Source organism: Amycolatopsis sp. NPDC033938, from assembly GCF_055575975.1.
Genome location: NZ_JBVIRO010000001.1, coordinates 606,145 through 630,297, shown reverse-complemented (window position 1 = coordinate 630,297; position 24,153 = coordinate 606,145). Strand labels below are relative to the sequence as shown.

Here is a 24,153-nt window from a genome sequence, read left to right as displayed (position 1 = left end):
ATGCCCGTATCCCGTGGCCGGAAGCCGAAGAACAAGAAGACCACGAGGACGGCGAAGCCGCAGGCCGTGGAACCAGCGGCGCTGCCGGGTTGGATGGAGGAGTCGATCGAGAACGTCCTCGACGAGGCGGGCGTTCTCCTGAAGACGCGAAACCCTCGCGAACTCGAGCAGGCGACGGCCTCGCTGCTCGGAGCCGAGCTGCACCGGGCGCTGCAGGGCGATAACGACGGCCTGGACTTCGATCTGTTCTTCGAAGCCGTCGTGCTCGCGGCGGCGAACGCCGAGCCACGCCAGGAGCTTTGGCTGCTGCTGCAGGGGATGAGCGCGATCTCCCCACCGGGCTTCGAGTCGTTCGTCCGCGCGAGCGTGAGCAGGTTGCGGAAGGCGTTGCGGTCGGAAGTCCTGCCCGAATGGCCTCGGCTGGCCGCCAAGGTCAAGGCGACCGGCGACGTCTGGGAGCTCCAGGACGTCTACGGAACACGCCTCGGCGTGCTCGCGCACTTCTCCTATCCCGGTGACGCGGCGCCAACGGTCTACGTGTTCGAAGTCGACACGTCGTGGATTCCCCGCCTCGCGGGAGGTGGTGTCCATGGCTCGCTCGACCAGGCGGCCGAAGCATGGCGGAAGCGTTTCGGTGGGACGGCGGTGCCCGAGCCGATCACGGATCCGGGCCGCCTGGAAGGTCTCGTCAATCGCTCGCTGGACATCTTGGGTGACGAATCCCGCTCGACCCTCGACGAGTGGTACCGCGCCGAGCGGCGATACCTGGCCCTCGACACCGCGCTGAGGAACCGCGGCCTGCGGTTGCCGCCGAGCCGCTCCTACATCACTGACATCGACCCGACGGTGATGAGCGTTCCCTTCACCGCCTGGCACCTCGAGACCTTCGGCAACGAACCCGATGATCTGGTGGTCGAAGAACTGGCCGCCGAATGGATGGAGGGGGTCGTCCCGGCCACCTGGTTCGCGGTCTCACCGGATCGGCTCGACCACCTCATCGCGCTGATCGGCGACTGGCCGGACGACACCGTCCGCCCCGCCGCGCAGGCCTTGCTGCCGACGTGGGTGCGCTGGCTTGGCGAGCGGGCAGGCCTGCCGTCTCCGCTGGTGGAAGGGATGGTCGTCAAGGCGACGAAGTAACGTGGGGGTATGCCGATCCAGGTGCTGCTCATCGACGACCACGAGGTGGTGAGGCGGGGTCTGCGCGACCTCCTCACCGACGAGCCCGACATCGAGGTCGTCGCCGAAGCGAGCGGGGTCGACGAAGCCCTCGCCGTGGCGATGCACGTCGAGCCGGACGTCGCGGTGGTCGACGTGCGGCTCGGTGACGGCGACGGCATCGCGCTCTGCCGCGAACTGCGTTCGAAACCGAATCCGCCGCAGTGCCTGATGCTGACCGCGTTCGACGACGAGGAGGCCATGGTCGGCGCGATCATGGCCGGTGCGGCGGGGTACCTGCTGAAACAGGTCCGCGGCCAGGACGTCGTCAACGCGGTCCGCGAGGTCGCGGCAGGCCGTTCGCTGCTCGACCCGCTGTCGACGGCGCGGGTGCTGGACAAGCTGCGGCACCCGCCGGAGGACGAACTCGGCTCGCTCACCGAACGCGAGCGCGAGGTACTGGACCTGATCGGGCAGGGCATGTCCAACCGCGAGATCGCGGAACGCCTGTTCCTCGCCGAGAAGACGGTGAAGAATTACGTGACGTCGGTCCTCGCGAAGCTCGGCATGCAGCGCCGCACGCAGGCCGCGGCGTGGATCGCGCGCCGGGACAGGTAGTGCGCGAAAAAGGTACCCCCCCCCCGTCGTTTTGGGCGAAGGTCCCGGTTGATCCCGCGTTCGATCAGTGGCTCACGATCGGGGTCGAGCGGAAGGTCCTGGTCGTCGTCCGCACGGTCACGACGCTGACCAGGCTGCTGGACATCCTGTCGTTGATCGAAAACGATCGCCGGGTCCAGCTGGTCTTCACCTACGACACGGACAGCACGGCGATCTTCAGCGCCGGTGTGCCCGAGTATCTCGCCACGCTGCGCGCCTCGGTGGTTCCGTGGCGGCAAGCCATCGAAAGCCGCTTCGATCTGGTGATCGCGGCGAGCGAGAACGACGACCTGCACCTCTTCGACGCGCCGATCGTGCTGGTGCCACACGGAATCGGGTTTCAGAAGTACTACCCGCGGAGCCGGACGGTCGCCGGGATGAACCCGGCCCGGCTCGTGCGCGACGGCCGGGTCGTACCCGCCATGGTCGCGCTCTCCCACCCCGAGCAGCGCGCCCACCTGCGAGAAGCGGGCTCTGAGGCGGCGAGACGCGCGGTAGTGGTCGGCGACCCGTGCCACGACCGCCTGCGCGCAGGAATCCATCGCACTCCCGCCTATCGCGCGGCCTTCGGGGATCCCGGCCACACCTTGGTGGTCATCGCCTCCACCTGGGGACCCGGTTCCCTGCTGGGGACCGTGCCCGATCTCCCGCTGCGGCTGGTCTCCGAACTGGAGTACGACGAATATCGCTGCTGTGCCGTGCTCCATCCGGGAATCACCGCGGCCCACAGCCCGTGGCAGGTCGACGCGTGGCTCTCCGAGGCACGGCAAGCAGGTCTTCGGGTGCTTCCCCCCGAAGCCGGCTGGCAGGCCGCGCTCACCGCGGCGTCGTGTGTGCTCTCGGATTTCGGTTCGCTGGCGCTGTACGCCGCCGCGGTGGACCGTCCGTTGCTTCTGATCGGCGATGGCGGGGAGACCATGGTTCCCGGCTCGCCCATCGAAGCGCTCGCCGCGCAGACCGCACGACTCGATCCGGACGCCGCGCTGGGACCACAGATCGATCTCGCGATCCACCGGCACAGCCCCGGCGACCACGCCGCCATCGTCAAACAGGCCGTCGGCGCCCCGGACCTGTCGGCCGGACTGCTACGGCCGCGGTTGTACCGGCTGATGGATCTTCCCGAACCTGCCATCGAAGCGTCATTCCCACCCCACGAGGTGCCCGACGTCGAACCGCAGGAGGTCGCCACGTTCGTCGTCGGCGCGGACGAGGACGGCCCCGCCACGAGGATCGTGCGGTTCCCGAGTACCGGCCGACGGCACGACCTGGCAGGCAAACACGTGGTGGCGCACGAAACCCGGGCGACCCTGCGGCAACTGTCCAGTGCGTCGATCGTCTACAGCAGACTCCACGAGTCCGACAGTGAACGCTTTCCCTCGTGGTCGGACGAAGTTCTCCGCCAGTGGCCGGACGCGGCGGTGGCCGCGGCGACGGTGGGCAGGAGTACTTGCCTTGTCCGTACCCGTGCCGGTGGCCAACGGGAGCTGACACTGACCGACCGCTCGATCGACCCGTTGATCGCCGCTTCGCTGGCTTACCTCGGCCGGTTGTCCCCGACCGAAATCGTCAAGATCGGCGATCGCTCGGTGACGATTCGAGTGCGCTGAAGTACCGGTCGGCTCGCGGGTGGCCGATCTGGGTGGCGTCGTAGGCGAGCCGTCCCCAGACCTCGATCGCGCCGGGGTCACCCTCGGCGGTCATGAGCCGCGCCTGGAGTTCCCTGAGTTCCCAGACGTATTGGGTGGCCCTCTGGGCGGCCAGCTGATTCCACGCGGAGCCGAATCGCGCTCGCGCCCCGGCGAGGTCACCGAGAGCCAGATACGCGTTGGCGTAGACCATCTCGACCCGGGCGTGGTTGCGTCCGGCGGCGGTCATCGCGGCGAGGACGGCGATCGCTTCGGCCGGTTCGCCGAGTTTGATCAGGACGTTCGCGAGCATCCGGGGGTGAATGGCGAGGGCGGGGGCGTCGGCGAGTTCCGTGCTGAGGGCACACGCCAGGCGGAGGTGCCGTTCGGCTTCCGCGAGTTCCCGCTTGATCTCCGCTTCCCCGGCGTTCCGGTGGACGAGCAGATCCGCGCGCTCTTCGTGAAAACGTCCCCGGAACTCCGCCAGCGACGCCTGAAGCTTGCGCCATCTGTTCTCCGCGAACCCCGCCGACGGACCGGACAGGATCTTCGCCGCCCTGTCGAGATCCTCCAGTGCGGCAGGGAACCAACGGGCCATGAAACGAGCCTTGCCCCGCATCATCAGTGCCCGCCCGAGCTGCGCGGGCTTCGCGTCCTTGTCCGCTTCGACGGCCTTCACAGCCCAGTCACTGATGTCGATGAATTCGCGCCAGTAGCCGCGCCTGTTCACCAGCGCCTCGAAGGCCCCGGCCAATTGCAAGGACTCTTTGTAGCGGCGGCGGAGGCAGGCGAGCTTCACCAGCTCACCGATCAGCGACCGGTGCCATTCCAGCCAGTCGAGGTGATCGACCCGCAGCTCCCAATCCCGCTTCGACGGAACGACGTAGGTGCGCAGACGATGGGGATTCTCGCGGAAATCCGCCGCGACCGCCTTGTCGCGAACATAGGTGAGCAACCGATCGAAGCCCGCGTCCCGATCCGCTCGCAGCGTGCGCGCGTACTGACCCGCGAGGATCGTGAGCGAGTACCAATCGCCGGCCCGGTAGGTCAGCTGCGCGGCGATCAGTTCGTCGATGACCTTCGCGTCGCCGGTCATCGCCGCCGCGGTGGCGCGGGTGAAGAAGCCGCCGGGATGCTCGGCGAGTACGGCACAGGCCTCGACGGCCGCGTCCGAAAGCCGGGCGAACGTGCGCCGCAAGGAATCCTGAATGACTCCTTCGACGTCGACCACACCCGTATCGCGGTACTCGTCGAGCAACGTCGCCACCGGCCGTGCTTCCCCGGCGCGACCGGCGAGGGTGACACCGACCTCGCGGAGCGCGAGCGGCATCCGATCACAGAGGTCGATCAACCGGTCGGTCTCGACCGGTTCGTCCGTCAGCCGGACCTTGCCGCAGTAGTCCGCGAGCAGCTCGCGCGCACCCTCGACGTCGAGCCCTCGTAACTCGATGGCCTCGGGGTCGCAGGTCTTGAGTTCACGGCTGTACACCGACGCCGTCGCCAACACCAGGCTGGTGCGGAATCTGGCGAACAAGGCCACCTCGGCGGCGAGTTCGACGTCGTCCAGGATGACCACGAACGACCTGGTGACCAGCACCGCGAGGAACTGCCGGTCCAGCTGCTCGTCGTCGACCGGGATCTCGCCGTGGGGGATCCCGAATTCCCGGAGCACATACCGTTTCACCGCGGCGGCGTCGAATTCGTCGCCGTCGCGATAGCGGGCGAGTGACACTTCGACCCGGCCTGACGGGAAATCTTCCTGGACCCGGTCGGCGAGCTGGCGGGCGAGTTCGGTCTTTCCCGAACCCGCCGCGCCGACGATCAGCTTCAGCCCCGTCCTCGGCGGATCGGCGAGGATGGCGAGGTGGTTGCGGAACTTTTCGATACCCGCCGTCGCCGTCGAGGCGTTTTCCTCATGGAGTACGGAAACCGCCTCGATCAGGCGATCCGCCCATTCCTTGTCGGCGCGGGCGGCGGCGAGTGCCCGGCGGCTCAAGGCGTCCTTGCCGGACTTGGTCGTGCCGAGCCTTTCCTTGAGCAGCGACACCACGTTCCGGCTCGCCGTGGAAACGGCCCCCACCGCCGAGGTCGCGGCCGCTTTCGCGGCTTCGTCCACGACGACCTGCAAAAGATCGACCACGGCCTCCCCCTCATTCAGCCAAGAACGCCACGGTAGCAGCGGGAGGTACGAGCGTCACGCATCGTGAACACGCTCAGGGGTGCACGGTGTCGCGCTGATCGGGGATGACCGTGCCGTCGTCGCGCAGCACCGGGCCGCGGGTGCCGTCGGCGTTCTCGTACGCCGTCGTCGAGCACGGGTAGGTGCGGTTCAACGCCGGGAAGGGCTCGATGAACATCGGGTTCACCGCCCATTTGCCGTCCGCGTTGTCGTAGGCGCGGCACATGAGCTCGTCCTTGTTGCGGTTGAGCGTGACGCGGACTCCGGTGGCGTCGCGCAGCATCGTGACGTCGGTGGTCGCGTCGCCGCCGGCGACTGCCTGCCGCTTGGCCTCCGGTGCCACTTCCATCGCTTTCGGGCCGCGGATCCCGAGGATCCGTTCGTTGATGAAGCAACGCTTTCCGTCGATGTAGGTCATGATCTCGTCGGCGCCGTCGGCGTGCCCACCGCAGCCTTCGAGGTGCCCGTTGATCCGGCCGTCCGTGGTCTGGGAGTAGATCCCGAGCGTGCGGCTCGGCGGGATGCCGACCGCCGATCCCCAGACGTCCGCGAACTCCTTGGGCGAGGCGGAAACGACCCACGTCGAGAAGCCCGCTTTGGTCAGCGTCGCGATCAGGTCCTTGATCTCCGGGTAATACCGGATCCACGCGACCTGCGTGCTCGAACCGACCTTCTGGGTCGCTCCGACCGGTGCCCGCAGCGCCGCGGCCCTGGCCTGCCGGGCGATCGCGCGGACCTCGTCCGGGCGGTATCCCGCGTTGATCTGCGCGACCCAGGCGTAGGCCGCCTCCATGTAGCGCCGGTTGTTTCCGGCGAAGACCTCTTCGCCGGTGGTCGTCTTGGCGTTCTTTCGCACGGAAAGGAGTTCGTCCACGCAGGCGATGTTCTTGCTGGTCGGCAGCGGTTTCCCGGCCGGGGTGTCGGTGCCGCACGCCTTGCCGAGCGCGTTCGCTCCGGCCTCGGTCATGTACCGGCTGGTCGTGCGCCAGTCCTTGTTCCTCGGCTGCAGGACCTTGTCGTGCCGGATCATCCAGAAGACGGTCTGATCGGAGATGTCGTTCTTGATGACCGTGTTGTCCCAGTCGAACACCGCGACCGGGCGCTCGCCGTGCTTCCCGCCGCAGCGGCCGCGGTCGTCGATGACCTTCTGGATCTTCGCCGCGTTGTCGCCGTACCAGTGATCGGCCAGCCGCAGCTGCGGGCAGCGTGACTCGGTCGCGGCCACCGACGTGGCGGGCACCAGCACCGGAACGGCCGCCACAGCGGCGGCGACGGCGACGGCTCGCAGGAACCTCGGCATGTCATCTCCCCACGTCTTCATCGACTTTCCGGGGAGATCTTGTCATTTTCCGGCGAGAGTCACGACCTGCCGGTTGTGAAAGCAGTCGTCTTCACGGAGCACCGTGATACTGCCGGGTGAACCTCGGAAGTCGACGTACCCGGCCGCTTCGAGTGGCATCCGGATCCACGCCGCGATGACGAAGGTGAGCGCGCCGCCGTGTGTCACCACGATCTGGTGCTCACAACGGCTTTCCAGGATCGAGTCCATCGCCGCGTACGCTCCCCGATCAGCTCCGCCGCCCGCGCGGTGCGCCGCAGATCCGAGGAGTACAGCTCGACCTTTTCCGGCACCCGGGCGCGCAGTGAATCGGCGATGGCGACGGCCGCACGCTCGCCATCGGAAGTGAGTTCGGAGTCGTACCAGCCGCCCACCAGGCGATCGACGTGATGGGTGGCTTGCGGATGCGTGACGACGTAGACGGTGCGCATCCCTCGAATCTAAGTGCGCGTCAGTCTCGCGTAGGCGACCACGTTGTCGAGGTAGTTGCCGGTCGAGGAGTCGAAGTCCCCGCCACAGGTGATCAGGCGCAGTTCCGGCCCGAGCGTGTCGCCGTAGACCCTCTCCGTCGGAAAGGAGGCCTTCGGATGCCGCTCGACGGCGTACACGGTGAACACCGCGGTGACCCCGTCCGCGCGACGAACGACGGCCTCGTCACCGCTCTTCAGTTCCTTGAGCCGGACGAAGACCCCGGGGACCTTCTTGTAGTCGACGTGCCCCGCGAGGACGGCGGGCCCGATTTCGCCGGGTGCCGGGCCGCCGGTGAACCAGCCGGTGGTGATCGCGTCGCGCGGTACCTGCAGGCTGCCGTCGCCGGTCAGGCCGAGGTCGACGATCTCACCGGTGCGGACGCCGATCGCCGGAATCTCGAGCGTCACCGGCTTCGCGGGTCCGAGCGGGGCGACCGCGACGGCCGAGGAGGCCACCGAAGACACGGTGGTCGGCTGCGCCGGTGACGCGACCCTGCCTGCCGAGGGGCCGGCGCAAGCGGTCAGCGCGGCCGCGAGTACCACCCCGATGATGGTGCCGATGACCAGCGGAAACGGCCATCGGCGCCAGGAAGAAACCGGGGTCATCGCTCGGCACGCCGCCGGAGGACGAGGGACGCGCCCGCGGCCGTCGCGGCCAGCAGGACCCCGCCGGTCAACGCGACCGCGGCGATTTCAAGAAGCCCACCGTTGACTTCGCTGGTCTCGCCGCCGCCGGTCGCGACGCCGCCCACGGGCTTGACCTTCACCTGGCCGGATTTCGAAGGCTCGCCGAAGCGGGACTCGCAGGCGTACCCGTCGTGGTCGCCGTCGAGCTTGTACGGGTCACTCGGGTTCCTCTTGAGCTCGGCCTGTGCCGCGGCCTGCGAGGGGAAATCGGCACAATCCTTGTCGGCGGATTTCGCACTGCTGGGCGCCGGTTTCGTTTCCGTGACGATGGGCGGAACGGTCGGTGTGATCGTTTTCGTCGGCCCGTTTCCGCGCTTCGGCAGCGTTTCACACGCGATTCCGTCCTTGTCGCGATCGAGACCGTTCGGATCGGATAGATCTTTTTCGAGCACCGCCTGCGCGTCCTCCTGGAACTGGAAGTCGCCGCAGTCCAAGTCGGCGATCGCGGGCGCGTCGGCCAGCGCGAAAGCGACGGAAGCAGGGCCGAGCAAGGAGAATCCAGCGAGCAGCACGGCCGTGCCGATGGCGCGACGAACCGAGGACATGAGGAGGCCTTTCGATGGGGAATTCGCGCTCCGAGCGCGTTCGATACACCTACAGTCGCCCGTCGGCCACCATCGTTACGGATTAATCAGAAACCGCTGATTGTCACTCGTTCGAGCGACAAATGCGGTGAATATCCCACAACTCAATCGATGGGGACGTCGAAAGCCACCAAAGTGCCCAAGCTCGGCGAAGAATTGATCGAGAACCGGCCGCCGGAAGTCGTCGCACGCTCGTCGAGATGCCGAAGACCGCGTTTGGCGACGCCCTGCGGCACACCGGACCCGTTGTCCCGCACCCGGAGTTTGACGCCCTCGGCGTCGCGGCTGAGCGTCACGCGGGTCTCGCTCGCCCCGGAGTGTCTGACCACATTGGACAGTGCTTCGCGCAGGGCGGCGCGGATGTGGTCGGCCTGTTCGGCGGGGATGTCGGCCAGTTCTCCCGACAGTTCGAGGGTCGGCGGGTAGCCGAGCAGCTCACCCGCGATGCGCACCTCACCCCGCGCGGATTCGGCGAGATCGGTGGCGACCACCTTTTCGTTCGCGGGTTCCGGGCTGCGCAACGCGCGCACGGTGCCGCGGATCTCTTCGATGGTCTGGTCGAGCTGGTCGATCGCCTCGGACAGCCGCGCGCCATCGGCCTGCGCGAACCGCTTCCGCATGTTCTTGCGCACGCGGTCCAGTTGCATGCCCGCGCCGTAAAGCCGCTGCACGATGACGTCGTGCAGTTCGCGCGCGATCCGTTCGCGCTCCTGGTAGAGCGTCACGCGGTGACGCGCGTTGGCGCCCTCGGCCAGAGCGAGGACGACGCCCGCCTGTGCCGCGAAAGCGGTCAGGACTTCGACGGTGCTGTCGGAGAACGGAGCCCCGCCGTGGCGGCGGTACACGGTCAGCGCGCCCAGGACGCGCCCGCCGGAACCGAACGGCGACGCCGCGAACGGACCGAAACCCCGCAGCTCCGGCGGCACGAACGGCGCCGTCCGCGGATCGACGGTGAAATCCTCGCTGACGACCGGTTTCCCGCCGCGAGCGACCTGACCGGCGGCGGAATCGGCGGGAAAGGCCAAGCCACGCAGGCCTTGGGTCGTCGCTCCGTGCGCGCCTTCGACGACCACCTGGCCGTCGTCCGCGCGCACCATGACGAGACCGAGGTCGGCCTCGGCCAGTTCGACGGCGCGGGCGACCACCGTCTCGAGCACGTCACCCGGGTCGTCGCCGGACAGGGCGGTGCCGGTGATCTCGGTGGCGGCGGACAGTGCGCGCGCGGCAAGTGTGGGATCCATGAGCGCTATCGACATTAGCCCGCTCCGGCCCGTGCGCGCGCTGTGACGCGACCCTCTCGTACCTCCAGCACCACATCGGCGCCGTCCGCTTCGGCAGCGTTGTGCGTGACGTGGACGACGGTCTTTCCCGCCAGGGCTTCGGCCAGGCGTTCGCGGACGGTGCGCGCGGTGGGTTCGTCGAGATGCGCGGTCGGTTCGTCGAGCAGGACCAGGTCGGCCCGGTCGGCGCCGAGCATGGCGCGCGCGAGCGCGAGCCGCTGCGCCTGCCCGCCCGAGAGCCCGGCGCCCGCGCTGTCCAACATGGTGGTGAGCTCGACGTCCTCCAGAACGGCCTGGTACAAGGCTTTCCGGAGGTCGGACTCGGACGCCGCCGGATTGGCGAGGCGCAGGTTCTCGGCGACCGTTGTCGAGACGAGCATCGGTTCTTGCGGCGCCCAGACGACGTTCTCGGGAGTGGCGACCTCGCCCTTGCCCGGCTTGAGGAAACCGAGCAGGGCGGCGACGAGCGTCGACTTGCCCGCGCCGCTGGGGCCGATGACGGCCACATGCGTACCGGGCGCGATGTCGAGGTCGACCCCGGTGAGGACGGGGTGCTCCGTGCCGGGCCAGCCGAGGTCGGCGTCGCGGATCCGCACCCCGCCGGTGCCAGGAAAGGCTCTTTCCTTGCGAAATTTGCCAGGAAAGGACCTTTCATTGCACGCGGCGAGGCGAAGACGGGCCTGGCGCAGGGTGTCCCAGTGCTGCGCGGCGGGCGGAAGCAGGGAGAGCACCTCCGCCAGCGCGAGTGGGACCAAGCCGACTACAGGTGCGAGGACCGGGTCCAGCGCGCCGACGGCGACGGCGGTGAGGGCGAATCCGGTGCTCACGACGGTGGCGGCCCCCGTCGCCAGGATGATCAGGGCGTCGGCCGCACCGGCGCCGAAGGCCTGTCGCCGCGCTTCGGCGGTCAACGCGGCGTCGGTCGTGGCGATGTGGCGACGACGCTCTTTGTCGGCTCCGAACGCGATCAACTCGGCGGCCGCTTCGAACAGGCCGAGCACCTGCGCCGACACCGAACGCCGTCCGGCGGCCAGCGCACTGGTCGCGCGGCGTTCCGCCCGTAGCGCGAGCAGCGGCGCGAACGCGCTCACCAGCATGGCCGCGGCCAGGGTGAGCCCGGCTTCGGGCAGCACGGCGGTCTGCACCGCGACGGCACCCACGACCACCAAGGTGACGACGACCAACGGCGTGATCACGCGGGGAAGCAGGTCACGCACCGTGTCGATGTCTCCGACCAGCCGCCGCTGTTCCTCACCGGCGCGAAGCGCACGCGCGGGTCCGAGGCGGACCAGCGACTCCCACAGCCGGACCCGCAGCCGTCCGGCGATCCGGAACGCGGCGTCGTGCGTGACCAGCCGTTCGAGGTACCGCAGTCCCGCGCGGCCGAGGCCGAACGTCCGCACACCGACGATCATCACCGTCAGGGTCAGGATCGGCGGCTGCTGGGACGCCTTCGCGATCAGCCAGCCCGAAAGCGCGGCCAGCGCGACTCCGGCGAGCAAAGCGGCCGCGCCGAGCAAGGCGCCGCCGAAGAACCTGCGGTGCAGCAGATCGCGCCACGGGAGCGGCCGGACCACGGGCTCCTCGTCCGCGGCGCCGACGTCGACCACTCGCGTAGTCGACATGTCGACACCGGACGTACGTTCGTGCGCGGCGATGATCGCGGCGGCACCGTTGCCGACGGCCTTGGCGACGGCGGCCATGACGAGTCCGGCGTTGACCTCGTCGAGGTGGGCGGTGGGCTCGTCGAGCAGAAGCAGCCACGCACCCGTCCGGACCCGCGCCAAGGCCCGCGCCACCGCGACCCGCTGGCGTTGTCCTTGCGACAGCTTCGCCACCGGGCGTTCGGCCAGGCCGCTCAGCCCGAGTTCGTCGAGGATGTCGTCCGCGCCGACCTCGTCGCGGACCGTGCCCCCGCCGAACACCGGCGACTGCGGCACCCACGCCACGTTCTCGCGCCAGCGGTCGAGATCGGCGTCGGCGAGACTGGTGCCGCCGACGGTGATCGTCCCATCCTGTGCCTGCACGAAGCCGAGCAACGCGGACAGCGTCGTCGACTTGCCGCCCCCGCTGGGCGCACGCAGCCAGACGACTTCTCCTGGCCGGACCGCGAAGCTCTCGCCGTCCGGCGCGAATCCACCTCGCCGCGCGACACGCAGGCCTTCGACGTGGACCTCGCCCTTGGCCGGCGTCTCGGAACCGTTGGGCGGCAGGGGTTCCGCGAGCACGTCCGCGACGCGGCGCACGGCCTCGACGCCGTCTTCGCTGGCGTGGAACGCGGCGCCGACCGCGCGCAGCGGCTGGTAGCACTCCGGCGCGAGGATCAGGACGCCGAGCCCGATGGCCAGCGGCAGTTCCCCGTCGACCAGCCGGACGCCGATGACGACCGCGACCAGCGCGACCGAAAGCGTCGCGATCAGTTCCAGCGCGAACGCCGACGCGAACGCGACCTTCAGTGTTTTCAGCGTCGTACGGCGATGGCGTTCGGAGATCTTCCGGACCGTCTCGGCCTGCGCCTCGGCGCGGCGGAACGCGCTGAGGATCGGCAGCGCGCGGACGAGTTCCAGCAGATGTCCCGACAACCGGTGTTCGGCATCGGCGGCGTCGGCGACGCGTTCGGCGGTGTGCTTGCCGATCAGGATGGCGAACAGCGGCACCAGCGGCACGGTGATCGCGACGAGCACGGCCGACGGCCAGTCGGTGAACAGAATCGCGACACCGGCCGCGAGCGGCACGATCGCCGCCGTGACCAGCGCCGGGAGGTACTGGGTGAAGTAGGCGTCGAGCGCGTCGAGTCCCTTGGTGGTCAACGACGTCAGCTCGCCGTGGCCGCGGCGGGCGATCCATTCCGGGCCGAGTTTCAGAGCGTGGTCGAGGGCTTTGGCGCGCAGTTCCTCTTTCGCGCGGGCCGCCGCGCGGGCGGAGACGACCCGCACCGCCCAGCCGGTCAGCGCGCGCCCCGCGACCAGCGCGAGCAGCACGGCCAACCCGGCGGTGCGGTCGCCCGGTGCCCCGCGGACCACCGCGGCGAGAATGTCGGCCAGCAGGAACGCTTGCCCCACCAGCAAAGCGGCGTTGACGAAAGAGAGGAATCCGCTGAGGATCAACGCCCGGCGCGCCGCCGCCGAAAGCGGGGCGAGCGCGCCGAGCGGACCCTTCCCCGGTCGCGCTGGGTCCATTGTGGACTCCTTGGCGGAAAGGGTGTCGCGGCCGGGAAGTTCGGTCATGGTGCGTGCACCGGTGGAATGTGCTTGGTGCCGATGCGCTTGCGGAACACCCAGTACGTCCAGCCCTGGTAGATCAGCACCGCGGGGGCACCGAACAGCGCGACCCAGGTCATCACGGTCAGGGTGTACGGACTCGATGCCTCGCCCGCGATGGTCAGCGTGTTCGCCGGGTCCACAGTGGACGGAAGGACGTTCGGGTACAGCGCGACGAAGATCGCGACCGCCGAGGCGGCGATGACCCCGCCCAGGGCGGCGAAAGCCTGTCCTTCGCGGCCCATGCGGATCCTGAACCAGGCGAGGACCGCGGCGAGGACCGCGACGCCGATCAGGAGCAGCGTCCACAGGTCGCCCGAGCGCAACTGAACGAGGACGAGGAACGCGAGCAGCGGCAACAGCGCGACCGGCAGGAGGCGGGTGGCCAGGTTCCGCGCCCGGTGGCGGAGGTCGCCTTCGGTTTTGAGCGCGAGGAACGCGGCGCCGTGGACCAGTGAGAATCCGACGACCGCGAGCGCGCCGAGCAGCGTTTCGAGGCGGATGGCGGCGAACGCGCCGCCCACCCGGTCGCCGTCGGCGTCGAGCGGGAGGCCGAGGACGGTGGTCGCGAGCAGCAGCCCGACGCCGAACGGCGGGATCCACGAGCCGAGCCCGATCACGCGGTCCCAGTTGCGGCGCCAGCGGTCGGAGTCGACCTTGCCGCGGTATTCGAACGCGACCCCGCGGCCGATGAGCGCGAGCAGGACGACCAGGAGCGGCAGGTACGCGGCCGAGAACAGCGACGCGTACCAGCCGGGGAACGCGGCGAACATCGCGCCGCCGGCGACGATCAGCCAGACCTCGTTGCCGTCCCAGACCGGGCCGATCGTGTTGACCATGACGCGGCGCTCGGTGTTGTCCTTCGCGAGGACCGGCATGAGCATGCCGACGCCGAAGTCGAAACCTTCGAGGAAGAGGTAGCCGAGCCAGAAGAGGGCGATGACGCAGAACCAGATCGTTTCGAGGGTCATCGGGTGCTCCTGCTCGCTTCGTTCACTCCGAGCGCTTCGGTTGCTTCTTCGGTGACTTGGGTCGCTTGGGTCGCTTGGGCCGCTTGGGTCACTTGGGGGAGCTGAAGGACGCTTTCCCCGCGTGCGACGCGGTGAAAGGAGCCTTCGCTGCATGAGATGCGGCGAAGGGCCCCGTCAGCCCGCCGCCCCGCACGCTGTCCCGCACCATGCCCGGCCCGTACCACGAGCCGCCGACCGAACCGGCCCCTCCAACCCCCGTCGCCCTGAGTTATCCACAACCGGGCAAGTTGTCCACAGATCGCCTGTGGGTAACCCACCTGAGCGATACTCCCGATACGCTGGGTGCGGGGCCGTCCCCCGGGAAGGGCGGGGGGCTGGGTAGGTGAGGTAAAGAGGCGATCAGTAGGCGAAGGCGAGTGCTTCGTCATCGCTGTCACCGCCTTCGGAGTCGCCGTTCTTGCTGGTAGACGATGTTTTCTTGGGTGGCATGACGGCGTCGACACCGCCGCGCACGTACTTGCGGATCAGGAAGACCTCGACAACGCCGAGCACGGCGTAGACGGTCGTCAAAGCGATCAAAGACGTCCACACCTCGCCTGTGGACAACTTCGAGACCGCGTTGGCGGTGAACATCCACACGCCGTCGACCCCGGTCGGGTTCGGCACCACCACGAACGGCTGACGACCCATCTCGGTGAAGATCCAGCCGGCGCTGTTGCCGATGAACGGCGTCGCGATCCCGCCGAGCACGAGCCACGGGAACCAGCGTTGCCCGGGGATCCGCCCCCGCCGGGTCAGCCACAGCGCGAGCAGCCCGATCCCCGCCGAAATCGCGCCGAAGCCGATCATCGCGCGGAAGCCCCAGTAGGTCACCGGCAGATTGGGCACGTAGTCGATCGGCTTGCCGGCGAGCGAGCCCAGCTGCGGGTCGTCCGGGTAGTTCGTCCCGTACTTCGCCTGGTATTCGGTCACCAGGTTCTCCACACCCTTGACCTCGGTCGAGAAGTCGTTGTGCGCCAAGAACGAGAGCAACGCCGGCACGGTGAACGTCTTGACGTCCTCACAGTTCGCGCCTCGGACGTCCCCGATCGCGAGAATCGAGAAACTCGCCGGTTTCTCCGTGTGGCACAACGCTTCCGCCGACGCCATCTTCATCGGCTGCTGCTCGAACATCAGCTTGCCCTGCACGTCACCGGTGATCGCCAGCACCGCGAACGCCACCACGCCGACCCACCCGCCGAGCCGCACCGAGGAACGCCACACCGCGCGGTGCTCGTCGTCCTCCGAACGCTTGCGCCACAACTGCCAGCCGGCGATCCCGACCAGGAACGCCGCCGCCACCGAGAAGGCGCCCGCGATCGTGTGCGGGATCGCGGCCAGCGCGGTGTTGTTCGTCAGCACCGCCCAGATCGAGTTCATCGTCGGCTTCCCGTCGACGAACTCGACGCCGACCGGATGCTGCATCCACGAGTTCGCGGCCAGGATGAAGTACGCGGAAGCCACGGTCGCCAGTGAATACGCCCAGGCGCACGCCAGATGGACCTTCTTCGGGAGCTTGTCCCAGCCGAAGATCCACAGGCCGAGGAAGGTCGACTCGACGAAGAACGCGACAAGCCCTTCCATCGCCAGCGGCGCGCCGAAAACGTCCCCGACGAACCGCGAGTACGCGCTCCAGTTCATCCCGAACTGGAACTCCTGGACGATCCCGGTGACCACGCCCATCGCGAAGTTGACCAGCAGGAGTTTCCCCCAGAACTTGGTCATCTTCAGATAGCGCCGCTCACCTGTCCGGACCCACGCCGTCTGCATCCCGGCGACCAGTACCGAAAGCCCGATGGTCAGCGGGACCATCAGGAAGTGATAGACGGTGGTTATGCCGAACTGCCACCGAGCGAGATCGAGTACCTCCACGCCTCAAGCCTGCTCAACCCGAGGTGGGCCCGCCAGTTCAAGTGGTCCCGATCTCTCCGGGACGTAGGTCCCGCGGCAGGCTCAGCCGAAGCTCGCGAGCGTGAGGCGCGCCTCGTCGGCGACCTGCCGACGCACCCCCGAATCCCCCAGCGTCAGCACGTGGGCCAGCGCCAACGCGTATGCCGTGTCGAAAGCGGCCTCGACGTCCACGGCGATGTCGGGCCGGACCCCGACGCCTTCCCAATTGGTCCCCGTGACCGGGTTCACGGCCCGTCCACCCGGGACGGTGACATCCAGGTGGGTGTCCACTTTGTACTGTCGGCGCGGGTTCGCCCCGCCACCGGTCACCGCGCCGACCGTCTTCGCCCGCCCCAGTTGCTGCAACGAGTAGCTCAGGTCCTCGGCGCCGGAGAACGTCGTCGGCCCGGTCAGCACCCACACCGGCTTGCCCGCGCCGAACTTGCGGCCCGGTACGTACGGCAGCGTCCAGAACTGGTTGGTCACGTCACCGTCGCGCAGATAGATGCTGTTGTAATGCGTCGGCTCGTCGACCAGGTAACTGATCAGCAGCGCGACCGCCATCGGGTCGCCGCCCCGGTTCTCCCGGACGTCGATGATCAGCGCGTCGGTCTTCGCGAGCAACGTCATCGCCGCGGCCAGCGACTCACCGGCGATGTCCGCCCCGTAGAACAGCTTGGTCTCCAGATAACCGACGTTCCCGGCCAGCCGGCGCGCCGACGCGATGCCGTGACCGTTCAGTTCCGCCTCACGCCGGTAGTCCTCGGGGTCGAACGACTCCCCGTCCACCTCCGGCAGCGGGTCGACGTGATGCCGTAGCCGCAGATGCTTGTCCCCGTTGACCGACTGCAGATCCTCCGTCACCGCGACGGCGAACGCCTGGTCGTCGAGCCCCGCGTACGCGCCGTCACCCAGCCTCGCCTGCAGGAACACGGCCAGCTTCTCGGCGACGTCGGGGAAGACGTAGTGCTCCCGTAGCCGCCTGCACACCTCGTCGATACGCGCTCTTCCAGCCATGATCGAACGCTACCAGCAGAGCCTGAAAAAAGAATTCGGTTTGCCGAAAACTCCTTTCCGTCCTGCCGCGAAATACAATTCGCTCGCACATGCCGTGCAATTCGGAAAAGCCATCAGCTTGCCCTTTCCTGAATCGCCCCTTTATCGTTGCAGTGAAAGGGGTGGCAATCACCATGTCGAGTTCGATACTGGCGCTCATCAGCGCTTTTGGCCTGGTACTGGCCGTGGAACTGCCGGACAAGACACTGGTCGCCACACTGGTTCTGACCACCCGTTTCCGGGCATGGCCGGTATTCGCCGGGGTCACCGCGGCGTTCGCCGTGCAATGCGCGATCGCCGCCACGTTCGGCAGTGTGCTCACTTTGCTGCCGGAGGCACTGGTCACCGCGATCGTCGCCGCGATGTTCGGTATCGGCGCGTACATGCTCCTTCGCGAAGGGTTCAAGCCCGGCAAGGACGGCGGAGAGGACGCGTCGCGTTCCGGGCCGAGCCCCGCGACCTTCTTCCGCTCCGCGCTGACGTCGTTCGGCGTGCTGTTCGCCGCCGAGTGGGGTGATGCCTCCCAGCTCGCGACAGCCAGCCTCACCGCCCGCTTCGGCAACCCGTTCGCGGTCGCGCTCGGCTCCTTCGTCGCACTGGTCGCCGTCGCCGGTCTCGCCGTCTTCATCGGCGCCAAGGTCCGCAGCCGCATCCGCCCGAAGCTCATCCAGCGTGTGGCGGGTTTCGTCTTCGCGGGCTTCTCACTGTTCGCGCTGGCCCAGCTCGCGTTCTGAGGCGCACGGGTTTTTCACAGGTTCGCCGGGTAACCTTTCGGAAACGAAAAGGTGAACACCCGCCCCGACGTGCCTGGAGAAACCGGTCGTGACCTCGCCCAAGATCCTCGCGGCCCGTGCCGTCTCCCCGGTGCACGGCAGGCTCGCGATCTTCGGCATGGCCGTCGCCGTCGCCATCTCGATCGACCTGCACCTGCGGCTGTCCAGCCAGGTCAGCCCCATCTGGCAGACCCTGTCCGAGTACGTCTACGGCTATCTCTCGCCCGGTTCGACGGCGGCGCCGCTGTTCGGTGCGATGTGCCTGGCGCTGGGCTTCGGTTCGCTCGCGTTGCTCGGCGGCATCGCGAAGGCGCATCGCACCGGTTACCGGTCCGTCCTCGCCCTGCTCGGCGTCTGGTGCACCGGGCTGTTCGTCCTCGCGCTCGTCCCCGTCGACCCCGAGGGCCAGGCCCGTTCGCTGGCCGGGCAGATCCACAACTACGCCGCGCTGACGGCGTTCCTCGCGCTTCCCGCCGCCGCCTGGGTGCTGACCCGCCCAGGCCGGGCGCGCTGCCCATGGGAGCCGCGCCGCACGACGATCCGGCGGCTCTCGGTGGCCAGTTTCGCCGCCGTGGTGATCGTGCTCGGCGGATTCGTCTGGACGATGCTCACCGGACCCTCGCACCAAGAGGTCACGCTCGGCCTGTTCGAGCGGCTCCTGTTCGCGGTCGACCTCACGCTGCTGGCGACGATGGTGCGCCCGCTGCTCAGCAACCGCTGAGCGGCTACTCGGGCTGCTTCAGTACCTCGGCCAGCCGGACGGCCGCCGCGACGACCGCGGGACCCACCACGCCGGCGTCCAGCGGCTCCAGGGAGACGACGCCGACGCTGGCGCGCAGTCCCGGCACCCCGCGCACCGGCGCGGCGACACCGGACGCGCCTGCCTCCAGTTCACCGGTCGAGGTCACCCAGCCTTCGCCGCCGGGACGCAGGGTCATCGCCTTGCCCGCCGCGCCTGCCGACAGCGGATGGCGCGTGCCGACACGGTAGGCGACGTGGAAGCTCGTCCATGAGGGCTCGACGACGGCGACGGCCTGCGCCTGGTCGCCCTGCGCGACCGACAGATGCGCCGTCGCGCCGACCTTCTCCGCCAGTTCGCGCAGCACGGGCCTGGCGGCCTCGCGCAGCTGCGGGAGGACCTGCCCGGCGAGCCGGAGCAGGCCGACACCCAGCCGTACCTTGTTGCCGTCACGCCACACCAGGCCGCGTTCGGACAGCGGGACCAGCAGCCGGTAGACGGCGGCACGGCTCGCGCCGATGGCGACGGCGAGTTCGGAGATCGTCGCCGCCTCACCACCGGCGTCCGCCACGGCCTGCAGCAGCGCCAGCCCTCTGTCCAGGGTCAGCGACCCTTCGCGAGTCACAAGAGCCCGAGTTCCCCGAGGTCGGCGACGGGCTCGTCGAACGACGCCGCCGCGTAGGAGGCGAAGAGCCCGCGAACGGCCTTCGCGGCCGGGTCCGAGAGGCCCTTGGCTTCGGCGGCCAGCGCGGCACCGTCGGTCGACTCGAGCGCGGCGCGCACGTCTCCGCCGGAAAGGCACCGCGCGGACGCCACGATCAGGTTCAGGAACCCGTGGTGGGTGAAACCGCTGGTTTCGTCGGTATGCCGGACGGCGCGATGGAGGCTGTTCGTCGCCTTGAACGACGCCCCCGTCTCGCCGCTGACCACCGACAGGAAGTCGGCGACCTCGTCGACGCTGGGGAAGTTTTCGCCTGCCTGGCCGCCGCAGCGGATCTTCGGCCAGCTGCCGTGCTCGATCACCTTCCGCACGCCGTCGAGCCAGCCGACCCCGCGCCGCGGCTCGACCACGCGGATGACGTCTTCGGGCACGAACTCGGAGACGCGCTCCAACCAGACTTCGTCGACGTCCGACGGCGCCGGCATCTCGACCATCCGCAGCGCGAGGATCTCGCTGCGCGATTCGACGATCGAAATCGCCTTGGGAACACCGCCGAGACCGGTGTCGATGATCAGCGACAGCGGCAGCGGTTCCTTGGGTTTGATCTTGATCAGTTCGGTGATGAGCTCGGGCAGCCTCGACGCCTGGCACAGGAACACACCGAGGACGCCGGAGTGTTCACCGGACCTCGACGCGAAGTGCGCACGCAGCGCTTCGGGCATGGACGCCTCGCCGGGCGGGAACAACGCCGAGTCGTCGACGAGCCGCGCGAACAGGGGAGGGATTCCTCGGGGGCCGGGTGGCGTGAGTTCCACAGCGCTTGACACGACTGACACGCTAGTAGCGTACGACATAAGGACAAAATCGTTCGCACAACGGACACGTTCCGGGGAGAATCCGATGCCTTACTACCGGCAGGTAGGCGAGATCCCGCACAAGCGCCACACCGCGTTCCGCAAGCCCGACGGCGGCTTGTACGCCGAGGAACTGATGGGTGTCGAGGGGTTCTCGGCGGACTCCGCGTTGCTGTACCACCGCGGCCTGCCCACCGCGATCGTCGACGCCGTCGCGATCGAGGACGACCGCGGCCCGATCAGCCCGAACCATCCGCTCAAACCCCGCGCCTTCAAGACACAGGACCTCAAGTTCGGCGACGCCGACGCGGTCACCGACCGGCGGCGGCTGTTCGGCAACGCCGACGTCACCATCGGCTTCGTCCACGCGACGCGTCCTTCGCCGCTGTACCGCAACGCCGCCGGCGATGAGCTCTTCTACGTGCAGGGCGGCAGCGCGACCGTCGAGACGATCTACGGCGCACTGGAGGTCGGTGACGGTGACTATCTCGTCATCCCGACGTCGTGCACCTACCGCGTGCTCCCCCACGACGACGGGGTCAAGCTGCTGACCATCGAGGCGCGCGGCCACATCGGCCCGCCGAAGCGGTACCTGTCGGCGAAGGGCCAGTTCCTGGAGCACTCCCCGTACTGCGAACGCGACATCCGCGGCCCGGCCGAACCGATGCTGGCCGAGGGCACCGATGTCGAGGTCCTCGTGCGGCACCGCGCCGGGCTGACGCGCTACACCTACGCGACCCACCCGTTCGACGTCGTCGGCTGGGACGGCTGCCTGTACCCGTGGGTGTTCAACATCGACGACTTCGAGCCGATCACCGGTCGCGTGCACCAGCCGCCGCCCGTGCACCAGACCTTCGAGGGCCCCAACTTCGTCGTCTGTTCGTTCTGCCCGCGCAAGGTCGACTACCACCCCGAGTCGATCCCGGTGCCGTACAACCACGCGAACGTCGATTCCGACGAGCTGATGTTCTACGTCCGTGGGAACTACGAGGCGCGCAAGGGTTCCGGGATCGAGGTCGGCTCGCTTTCGCTGCACCCGTCCGGCTTCACCCACGGGCCGCAGCCCGGCGCGGCGGAGGCGTCGATCGGGGCCCAGTTCTTCGACGAGACCGCGGTCATGGTGGACACCTTCGCGCCGCTGGACCTCGGCGAGGCGGCCGACGCTTCGGAGGACCCCGGTTACGCGTGGACCTGGTCCGGCCGGGGCCCCGGCGCCTGATTTTCCCCGTCGCGGCCATGGCGGGATAAGTACCGCCATGGCCGCAACGGTTCGGCAACGCCAAGCCCGGCAAGGCGAAACCTCCGGATAATCGGTGTTCCCACCGCTGGAGGTTCTCCATGGTCGTGAATCCCGGTCAGTCACGCGGCGGCCGCAAGGTCCTGGCGTTCGTGGCCGCGGCGGTGGTCGCGATCGGGTTGATCATCGGGCTGCGCGCGCTCACCAGCGACTCCGGCGAGGATCCGGTGGAAGCGAAATGCGCGACCGGTGACGCGGTCAAGCTGCAGGTGTCCTCGTCGCCGGAGAAGGCGGGCGTGGTCACCGAGATCGCCAAGGGCTACAGCGGCCGTACGGTGGCCGGTCACTGCGTCGACGTCCTCGTGCAGTCGAAGTCCTCCGGCACCGCGATGCAGGCCCTCGGCCGCGGCTGGAACGAGGCGGTGGACGGACCGCGCCCGGACGTCTGGACGCCTGCCGCGTCGGGCTGGGTGAACCTGCTGCGCCAGCAACTCACCGGCACCGACCATCCCGCGCTGGTGCCCGAGGGCGACCCGGAGTCGGTCGCGAACGCGCCGCTGGTCGTCGCCATGCCGAAGCCGATGGCCGAAGCGCTCGGCTGGCCCGGCAAGGGCATCGGCTGGAAGGATCTCGCCGCGCTCGCCACCGATCCGCAGGGCTGGGCGAAATACGGACATCCGGAATGGGGCCGGTTCCGGCTGGGCAAGACGAACCCGAACATCTCGACCTCCGGGCTCAACGCCACGATCGGCGCCTACTACGCGGCGACGGGCACCTCTTCGGACCTCACCGCGAACGCGCTCGCCAAGCCGGAGGCGCGGACGTTCGTGCAGAACGTCGAGCAGGCCATCGTCCACTACGGCGACAACACGCTGACCTTCCTGACGAATCTGCAGAAGGCCGACGATCGCGGCGCCGCGTTGTCGTACATCTCGGCGGTGACGGTCGAGGAGAACTCGCTCGTCGGCTACAACCAGGGAAATCCGACCAACGATCCGGCGAAGCGCGGGCAGCACGCGCCGCCGAAGGTGCCGCTCGTCGGGATCTACCCGAGTGACGGCACGCTCAACTCCGATCACCCGTTCACCGTGCTGAACTGGGCCGACGACATCCACAAGCAGGTCGCCGCGGACTTCCTCGCGCACCTTCGCGGCGCGGAGGCACAGCAGAAGTTCAGCGACATCGGCTTCCGGACGTTCGACGGCAAGCCCGGCTCGCAGACCACTTCGGACAACGGCGCCCAGCCGGACGCGAAGCTCAACCTGATCCGGCCGCCGAGCCCGCCGGTGCTCGCCGAAGTCCTCAAGTCCTGGAAGGACCTGCGGAAGAAGGCGAACGTGCTGCTGGTCGTCGACGTCTCCGGTTCGATGGGCGACGGCGTCAGCGGGACGGGCAAGAACAAGATGGATCTCGCGAAACAAGCGGCCGTGACGTCGTTGCCGCAGTTCAGCGACGCGGACAAGGTCGGGTTGTGGATGTTCTCGACACGGCTGGACGGCGACAAGGACTACATGGAGCTGCGGCCGGTGACCCCGATCGGCGGTGAGCCGGGCAGGCAGGAGCTGGCGTCGCGGCTGAACGGGTTGACCCCGCAGAACGGGACCGGGCTCTACGATTCGTCGCTCGCGGCCTACGAGTTCATGAAGCAGCGGCTGGATCCGAACGCGATCAACGCCGTCGTCGTGCTGACCGACGGCCGGAACGAGGATCCGGGCGGGATCGATCTGCCCAACCTCGTCGGGCGGTTGCGGACCGAGGGCGGTGGGGAGGCGGTGCGGATGTTCACCATCGCCTACGGCGCGGACGCGGACTTCGGCATCCTCAAGGAGATCGCCGAGACGACGCAGGGCGTGGGATACGACTCGTCCAAACCGGACTCGATCGACCAGGTCTTCACCGCCGTGATCTCGAATTTCTGAGATCCTCGGTCATGCGCTTCGTCCGTGAGCTAGCCGAACCGTGGGGCCTGCTCCTCGCGGCGACGTCGGCGGGTGCGGCCTGGGCGGTGCAACTGCCGGTGGTCGCCGCGCTCGGCGTCGGCGTGACCGTGCTCGCCGCCCGTGCCGGGATCGCCGCCGCCTCCCGCGCGAATCCCGCGCCGGAGCCCGAGGAGCGGGTGCCCGCCGACGTCGAACCGGGCTCTCCCGAAGCGGAATGGCTTCGGCGCGCCGAAGCAGCGGCGACCGGGTTCGAGTCGATCTCCGCTTCGCTGGACACCGGCCCGCTCGCCGACCGGGTCGCCGACATGGAACCGGTGGTGCGGGAGACCGTCGACACCCTCCGGCGCCTGGCCGGCCGTACGTCCGCCACCGGAAAGGCGCTCGCGCGGGTGGACGCGTCCGCGGTCGCCGCCGAGAAGGCCAGGCTGCGGAAGGAACTGAAGACCGCCGACGACGACATCCGCGGCGACCTGCTCCAGTCGCTCGAAGCCGTGCAGGCACAGGAAGACGTCCATGCCCGGCTTTCGAGCGCGCAGCGGAAACTGCTGGCACAGCTGCGATCCGGCGCGCTCGGCCTCGACGGCCTCGTCGCCAGGGCGGCCGAATTGTCGGCCGCCACCGGTGATTCGCTACTCGACACCACCACGATCGGCGAGCTGAGCGATCAGCTGGAAGGGATCCGGCGAGGTGTCGTGGAGACCGAGGAGGCGACGCGGCGTTCCCTCAGCTGAACCATCGGTCGGGGTGGTCGTCC

General features: G+C 68.7%; 21 protein-coding genes. 8 read left to right on the top strand and 13 right to left on the bottom strand.

The features are described from left to right. From ACZ5ZX_RS03045 to ACZ5ZX_RS03035, 3 genes are read left to right on the top strand one after another with little or no spacing between them, the layout of a single operon-like run. Positions 1-1,140 carry a hypothetical protein gene (locus ACZ5ZX_RS03045; protein WP_465500391.1) on the top strand — a complete coding sequence of 380 codons (1,140 nt, stop codon included), beginning with the start codon at positions 1-3 and terminating at the stop codon, positions 1,138-1,140. 9 nt (positions 1,141-1,149) lie between these two features. Next, entirely contained in the window at positions 1,150-1,776 is a 627-nt protein-coding gene (locus ACZ5ZX_RS03040) for a response regulator (protein WP_016330621.1), read from the top strand. Next, positions 1,776-3,422 (top strand): hypothetical protein, encoded by a 1,647-nt coding sequence (locus tag ACZ5ZX_RS03035; protein ID WP_465500390.1) that lies wholly within the window; start codon positions 1,776-1,778, stop codon positions 3,420-3,422. Before ACZ5ZX_RS03040 ends, ACZ5ZX_RS03035 begins: the two co-directional genes overlap by 1 nt. On the opposite strand, the gene ACZ5ZX_RS03030 is transcribed toward ACZ5ZX_RS03035, so the two are convergent. The 11 genes from ACZ5ZX_RS03030 to ACZ5ZX_RS02980 form a co-directional block, all read right to left on the bottom strand. Beyond that, positions 3,382-5,580 (bottom strand): AAA family ATPase, encoded by a 2,199-nt coding sequence (locus ACZ5ZX_RS03030; RefSeq protein WP_465500389.1) that lies wholly within the window; start codon positions 5,578-5,580, stop codon positions 3,382-3,384. The genes ACZ5ZX_RS03035 and ACZ5ZX_RS03030 overlap by 41 nt on opposite strands. Positions 5,581-5,653: 73 nt before the next feature. After that, positions 5,654-6,919: an HAD family hydrolase gene (locus ACZ5ZX_RS03025; RefSeq protein ID WP_465500388.1), complete on the bottom strand. Its 1,266-nt coding sequence runs from the start codon at positions 6,917-6,919 to the stop codon at positions 5,654-5,656. Between the two features lie 42 nt (positions 6,920-6,961). Continuing rightward, entirely contained in the window at positions 6,962-7,129 is a 168-nt protein-coding gene (locus ACZ5ZX_RS03020) for a hypothetical protein (protein ID WP_465500387.1), read from the bottom strand. Next, a complete protein-coding gene (locus ACZ5ZX_RS03015) occupies positions 7,123-7,389 on the bottom strand; it encodes a histidine phosphatase family protein (RefSeq protein ID WP_465500386.1) in 267 nt (88 codons plus the stop codon). The genes ACZ5ZX_RS03020 and ACZ5ZX_RS03015 overlap by 7 nt, the downstream gene beginning before the upstream one ends. Positions 7,390-7,398: 9 nt before the next feature. Next, complete coding sequence (locus ACZ5ZX_RS03010; RefSeq protein ID WP_465500385.1) at positions 7,399-8,034, bottom strand: class F sortase; 636 nt, start codon at positions 8,032-8,034, stop codon at positions 7,399-7,401. Next, positions 8,031-8,660: an excalibur calcium-binding domain-containing protein gene (locus ACZ5ZX_RS03005; protein WP_465500384.1), complete on the bottom strand. Its 630-nt coding sequence runs from the start codon at positions 8,658-8,660 to the stop codon at positions 8,031-8,033. The genes ACZ5ZX_RS03010 and ACZ5ZX_RS03005 overlap by 4 nt, the downstream gene beginning before the upstream one ends. Positions 8,661-8,803: 143 nt before the next feature. Beyond that, entirely contained in the window at positions 8,804-9,940 is a 1,137-nt protein-coding gene (locus tag ACZ5ZX_RS03000; RefSeq protein ID WP_465500383.1) for a GAF domain-containing sensor histidine kinase, read from the bottom strand. A 14-nt stretch (positions 9,941-9,954) separates the two neighbouring features. Further along, complete coding sequence (gene cydD, locus ACZ5ZX_RS02995) at positions 9,955-13,206, bottom strand: thiol reductant ABC exporter subunit CydD (RefSeq protein ID WP_465500382.1); 3,252 nt, start codon at positions 13,204-13,206, stop codon at positions 9,955-9,957. Continuing rightward, entirely contained in the window at positions 13,203-14,210 is a 1,008-nt protein-coding gene (cydB, locus tag ACZ5ZX_RS02990) for a cytochrome d ubiquinol oxidase subunit II (protein WP_465500381.1), read from the bottom strand. The genes cydD and cydB overlap by 4 nt, the downstream gene beginning before the upstream one ends. A 399-nt stretch (positions 14,211-14,609) precedes the next feature. Then, complete coding sequence (locus tag ACZ5ZX_RS02985; RefSeq protein ID WP_465500380.1) at positions 14,610-16,121, bottom strand: cytochrome ubiquinol oxidase subunit I; 1,512 nt, start codon at positions 16,119-16,121, stop codon at positions 14,610-14,612. An 81-nt stretch (positions 16,122-16,202) separates the two neighbouring features. Beyond that, positions 16,203-17,156, bottom strand: coding sequence for a S41 family peptidase (locus ACZ5ZX_RS02980; RefSeq protein WP_465500379.1), 954 nt, complete (start codon positions 17,154-17,156; stop codon positions 16,203-16,205). A gap of 185 nt (positions 17,157-17,341) precedes the next feature. Between ACZ5ZX_RS02980 and ACZ5ZX_RS02975 the strand changes: the two genes are divergently transcribed. Then, positions 17,342-17,929 carry a TMEM165/GDT1 family protein gene (locus tag ACZ5ZX_RS02975; RefSeq protein ID WP_465501022.1) on the top strand — a complete coding sequence of 196 codons (588 nt, stop codon included), beginning with the start codon at positions 17,342-17,344 and terminating at the stop codon, positions 17,927-17,929. Positions 17,930-18,017: 88 nt separating this feature from the next. Then, positions 18,018-18,689: a DUF998 domain-containing protein gene (locus ACZ5ZX_RS02970; protein ID WP_465500378.1), complete on the top strand. Its 672-nt coding sequence runs from the start codon at positions 18,018-18,020 to the stop codon at positions 18,687-18,689. Positions 18,690-18,693: 4 nt separating this feature from the next. Here the strand turns inward: ACZ5ZX_RS02970 and ACZ5ZX_RS02965 are convergent, their stop codons facing one another. Both ACZ5ZX_RS02965 and ACZ5ZX_RS02960 read right to left on the bottom strand, forming a co-directional pair. Continuing rightward, positions 18,694-19,332 (bottom strand): IclR family transcriptional regulator, encoded by a 639-nt coding sequence (locus ACZ5ZX_RS02965; RefSeq protein ID WP_465500377.1) that lies wholly within the window; start codon positions 19,330-19,332, stop codon positions 18,694-18,696. Next, positions 19,329-20,183 carry a hypothetical protein gene (locus tag ACZ5ZX_RS02960; RefSeq protein WP_074038226.1) on the bottom strand — a complete coding sequence of 285 codons (855 nt, stop codon included), beginning with the start codon at positions 20,181-20,183 and terminating at the stop codon, positions 19,329-19,331. Before ACZ5ZX_RS02960 ends, ACZ5ZX_RS02965 begins: the two co-directional genes overlap by 4 nt. 85 nt (positions 20,184-20,268) lie before the next feature. Between ACZ5ZX_RS02960 and ACZ5ZX_RS02955 the strand changes: the two genes are divergently transcribed. The 3 genes from ACZ5ZX_RS02955 (at position 20,269) to ACZ5ZX_RS02945 (ending at position 24,130) form a co-directional block, all read left to right on the top strand. Continuing rightward, positions 20,269-21,441 carry a homogentisate 1,2-dioxygenase gene (locus tag ACZ5ZX_RS02955; RefSeq protein WP_465500376.1) on the top strand — a complete coding sequence of 391 codons (1,173 nt, stop codon included), beginning with the start codon at positions 20,269-20,271 and terminating at the stop codon, positions 21,439-21,441. A 119-nt stretch (positions 21,442-21,560) separates the two neighbouring features. Next, positions 21,561-23,378 (top strand): substrate-binding and vWA domain-containing protein, encoded by a 1,818-nt coding sequence (locus ACZ5ZX_RS02950; protein WP_465500375.1) that lies wholly within the window; start codon positions 21,561-21,563, stop codon positions 23,376-23,378. Positions 23,379-23,389: 11 nt separating this feature from the next. Next, complete coding sequence (locus ACZ5ZX_RS02945) at positions 23,390-24,130, top strand: hypothetical protein (RefSeq protein WP_465500374.1); 741 nt, start codon at positions 23,390-23,392, stop codon at positions 24,128-24,130. Positions 24,131-24,153: the final 23 nt, after the last annotated feature.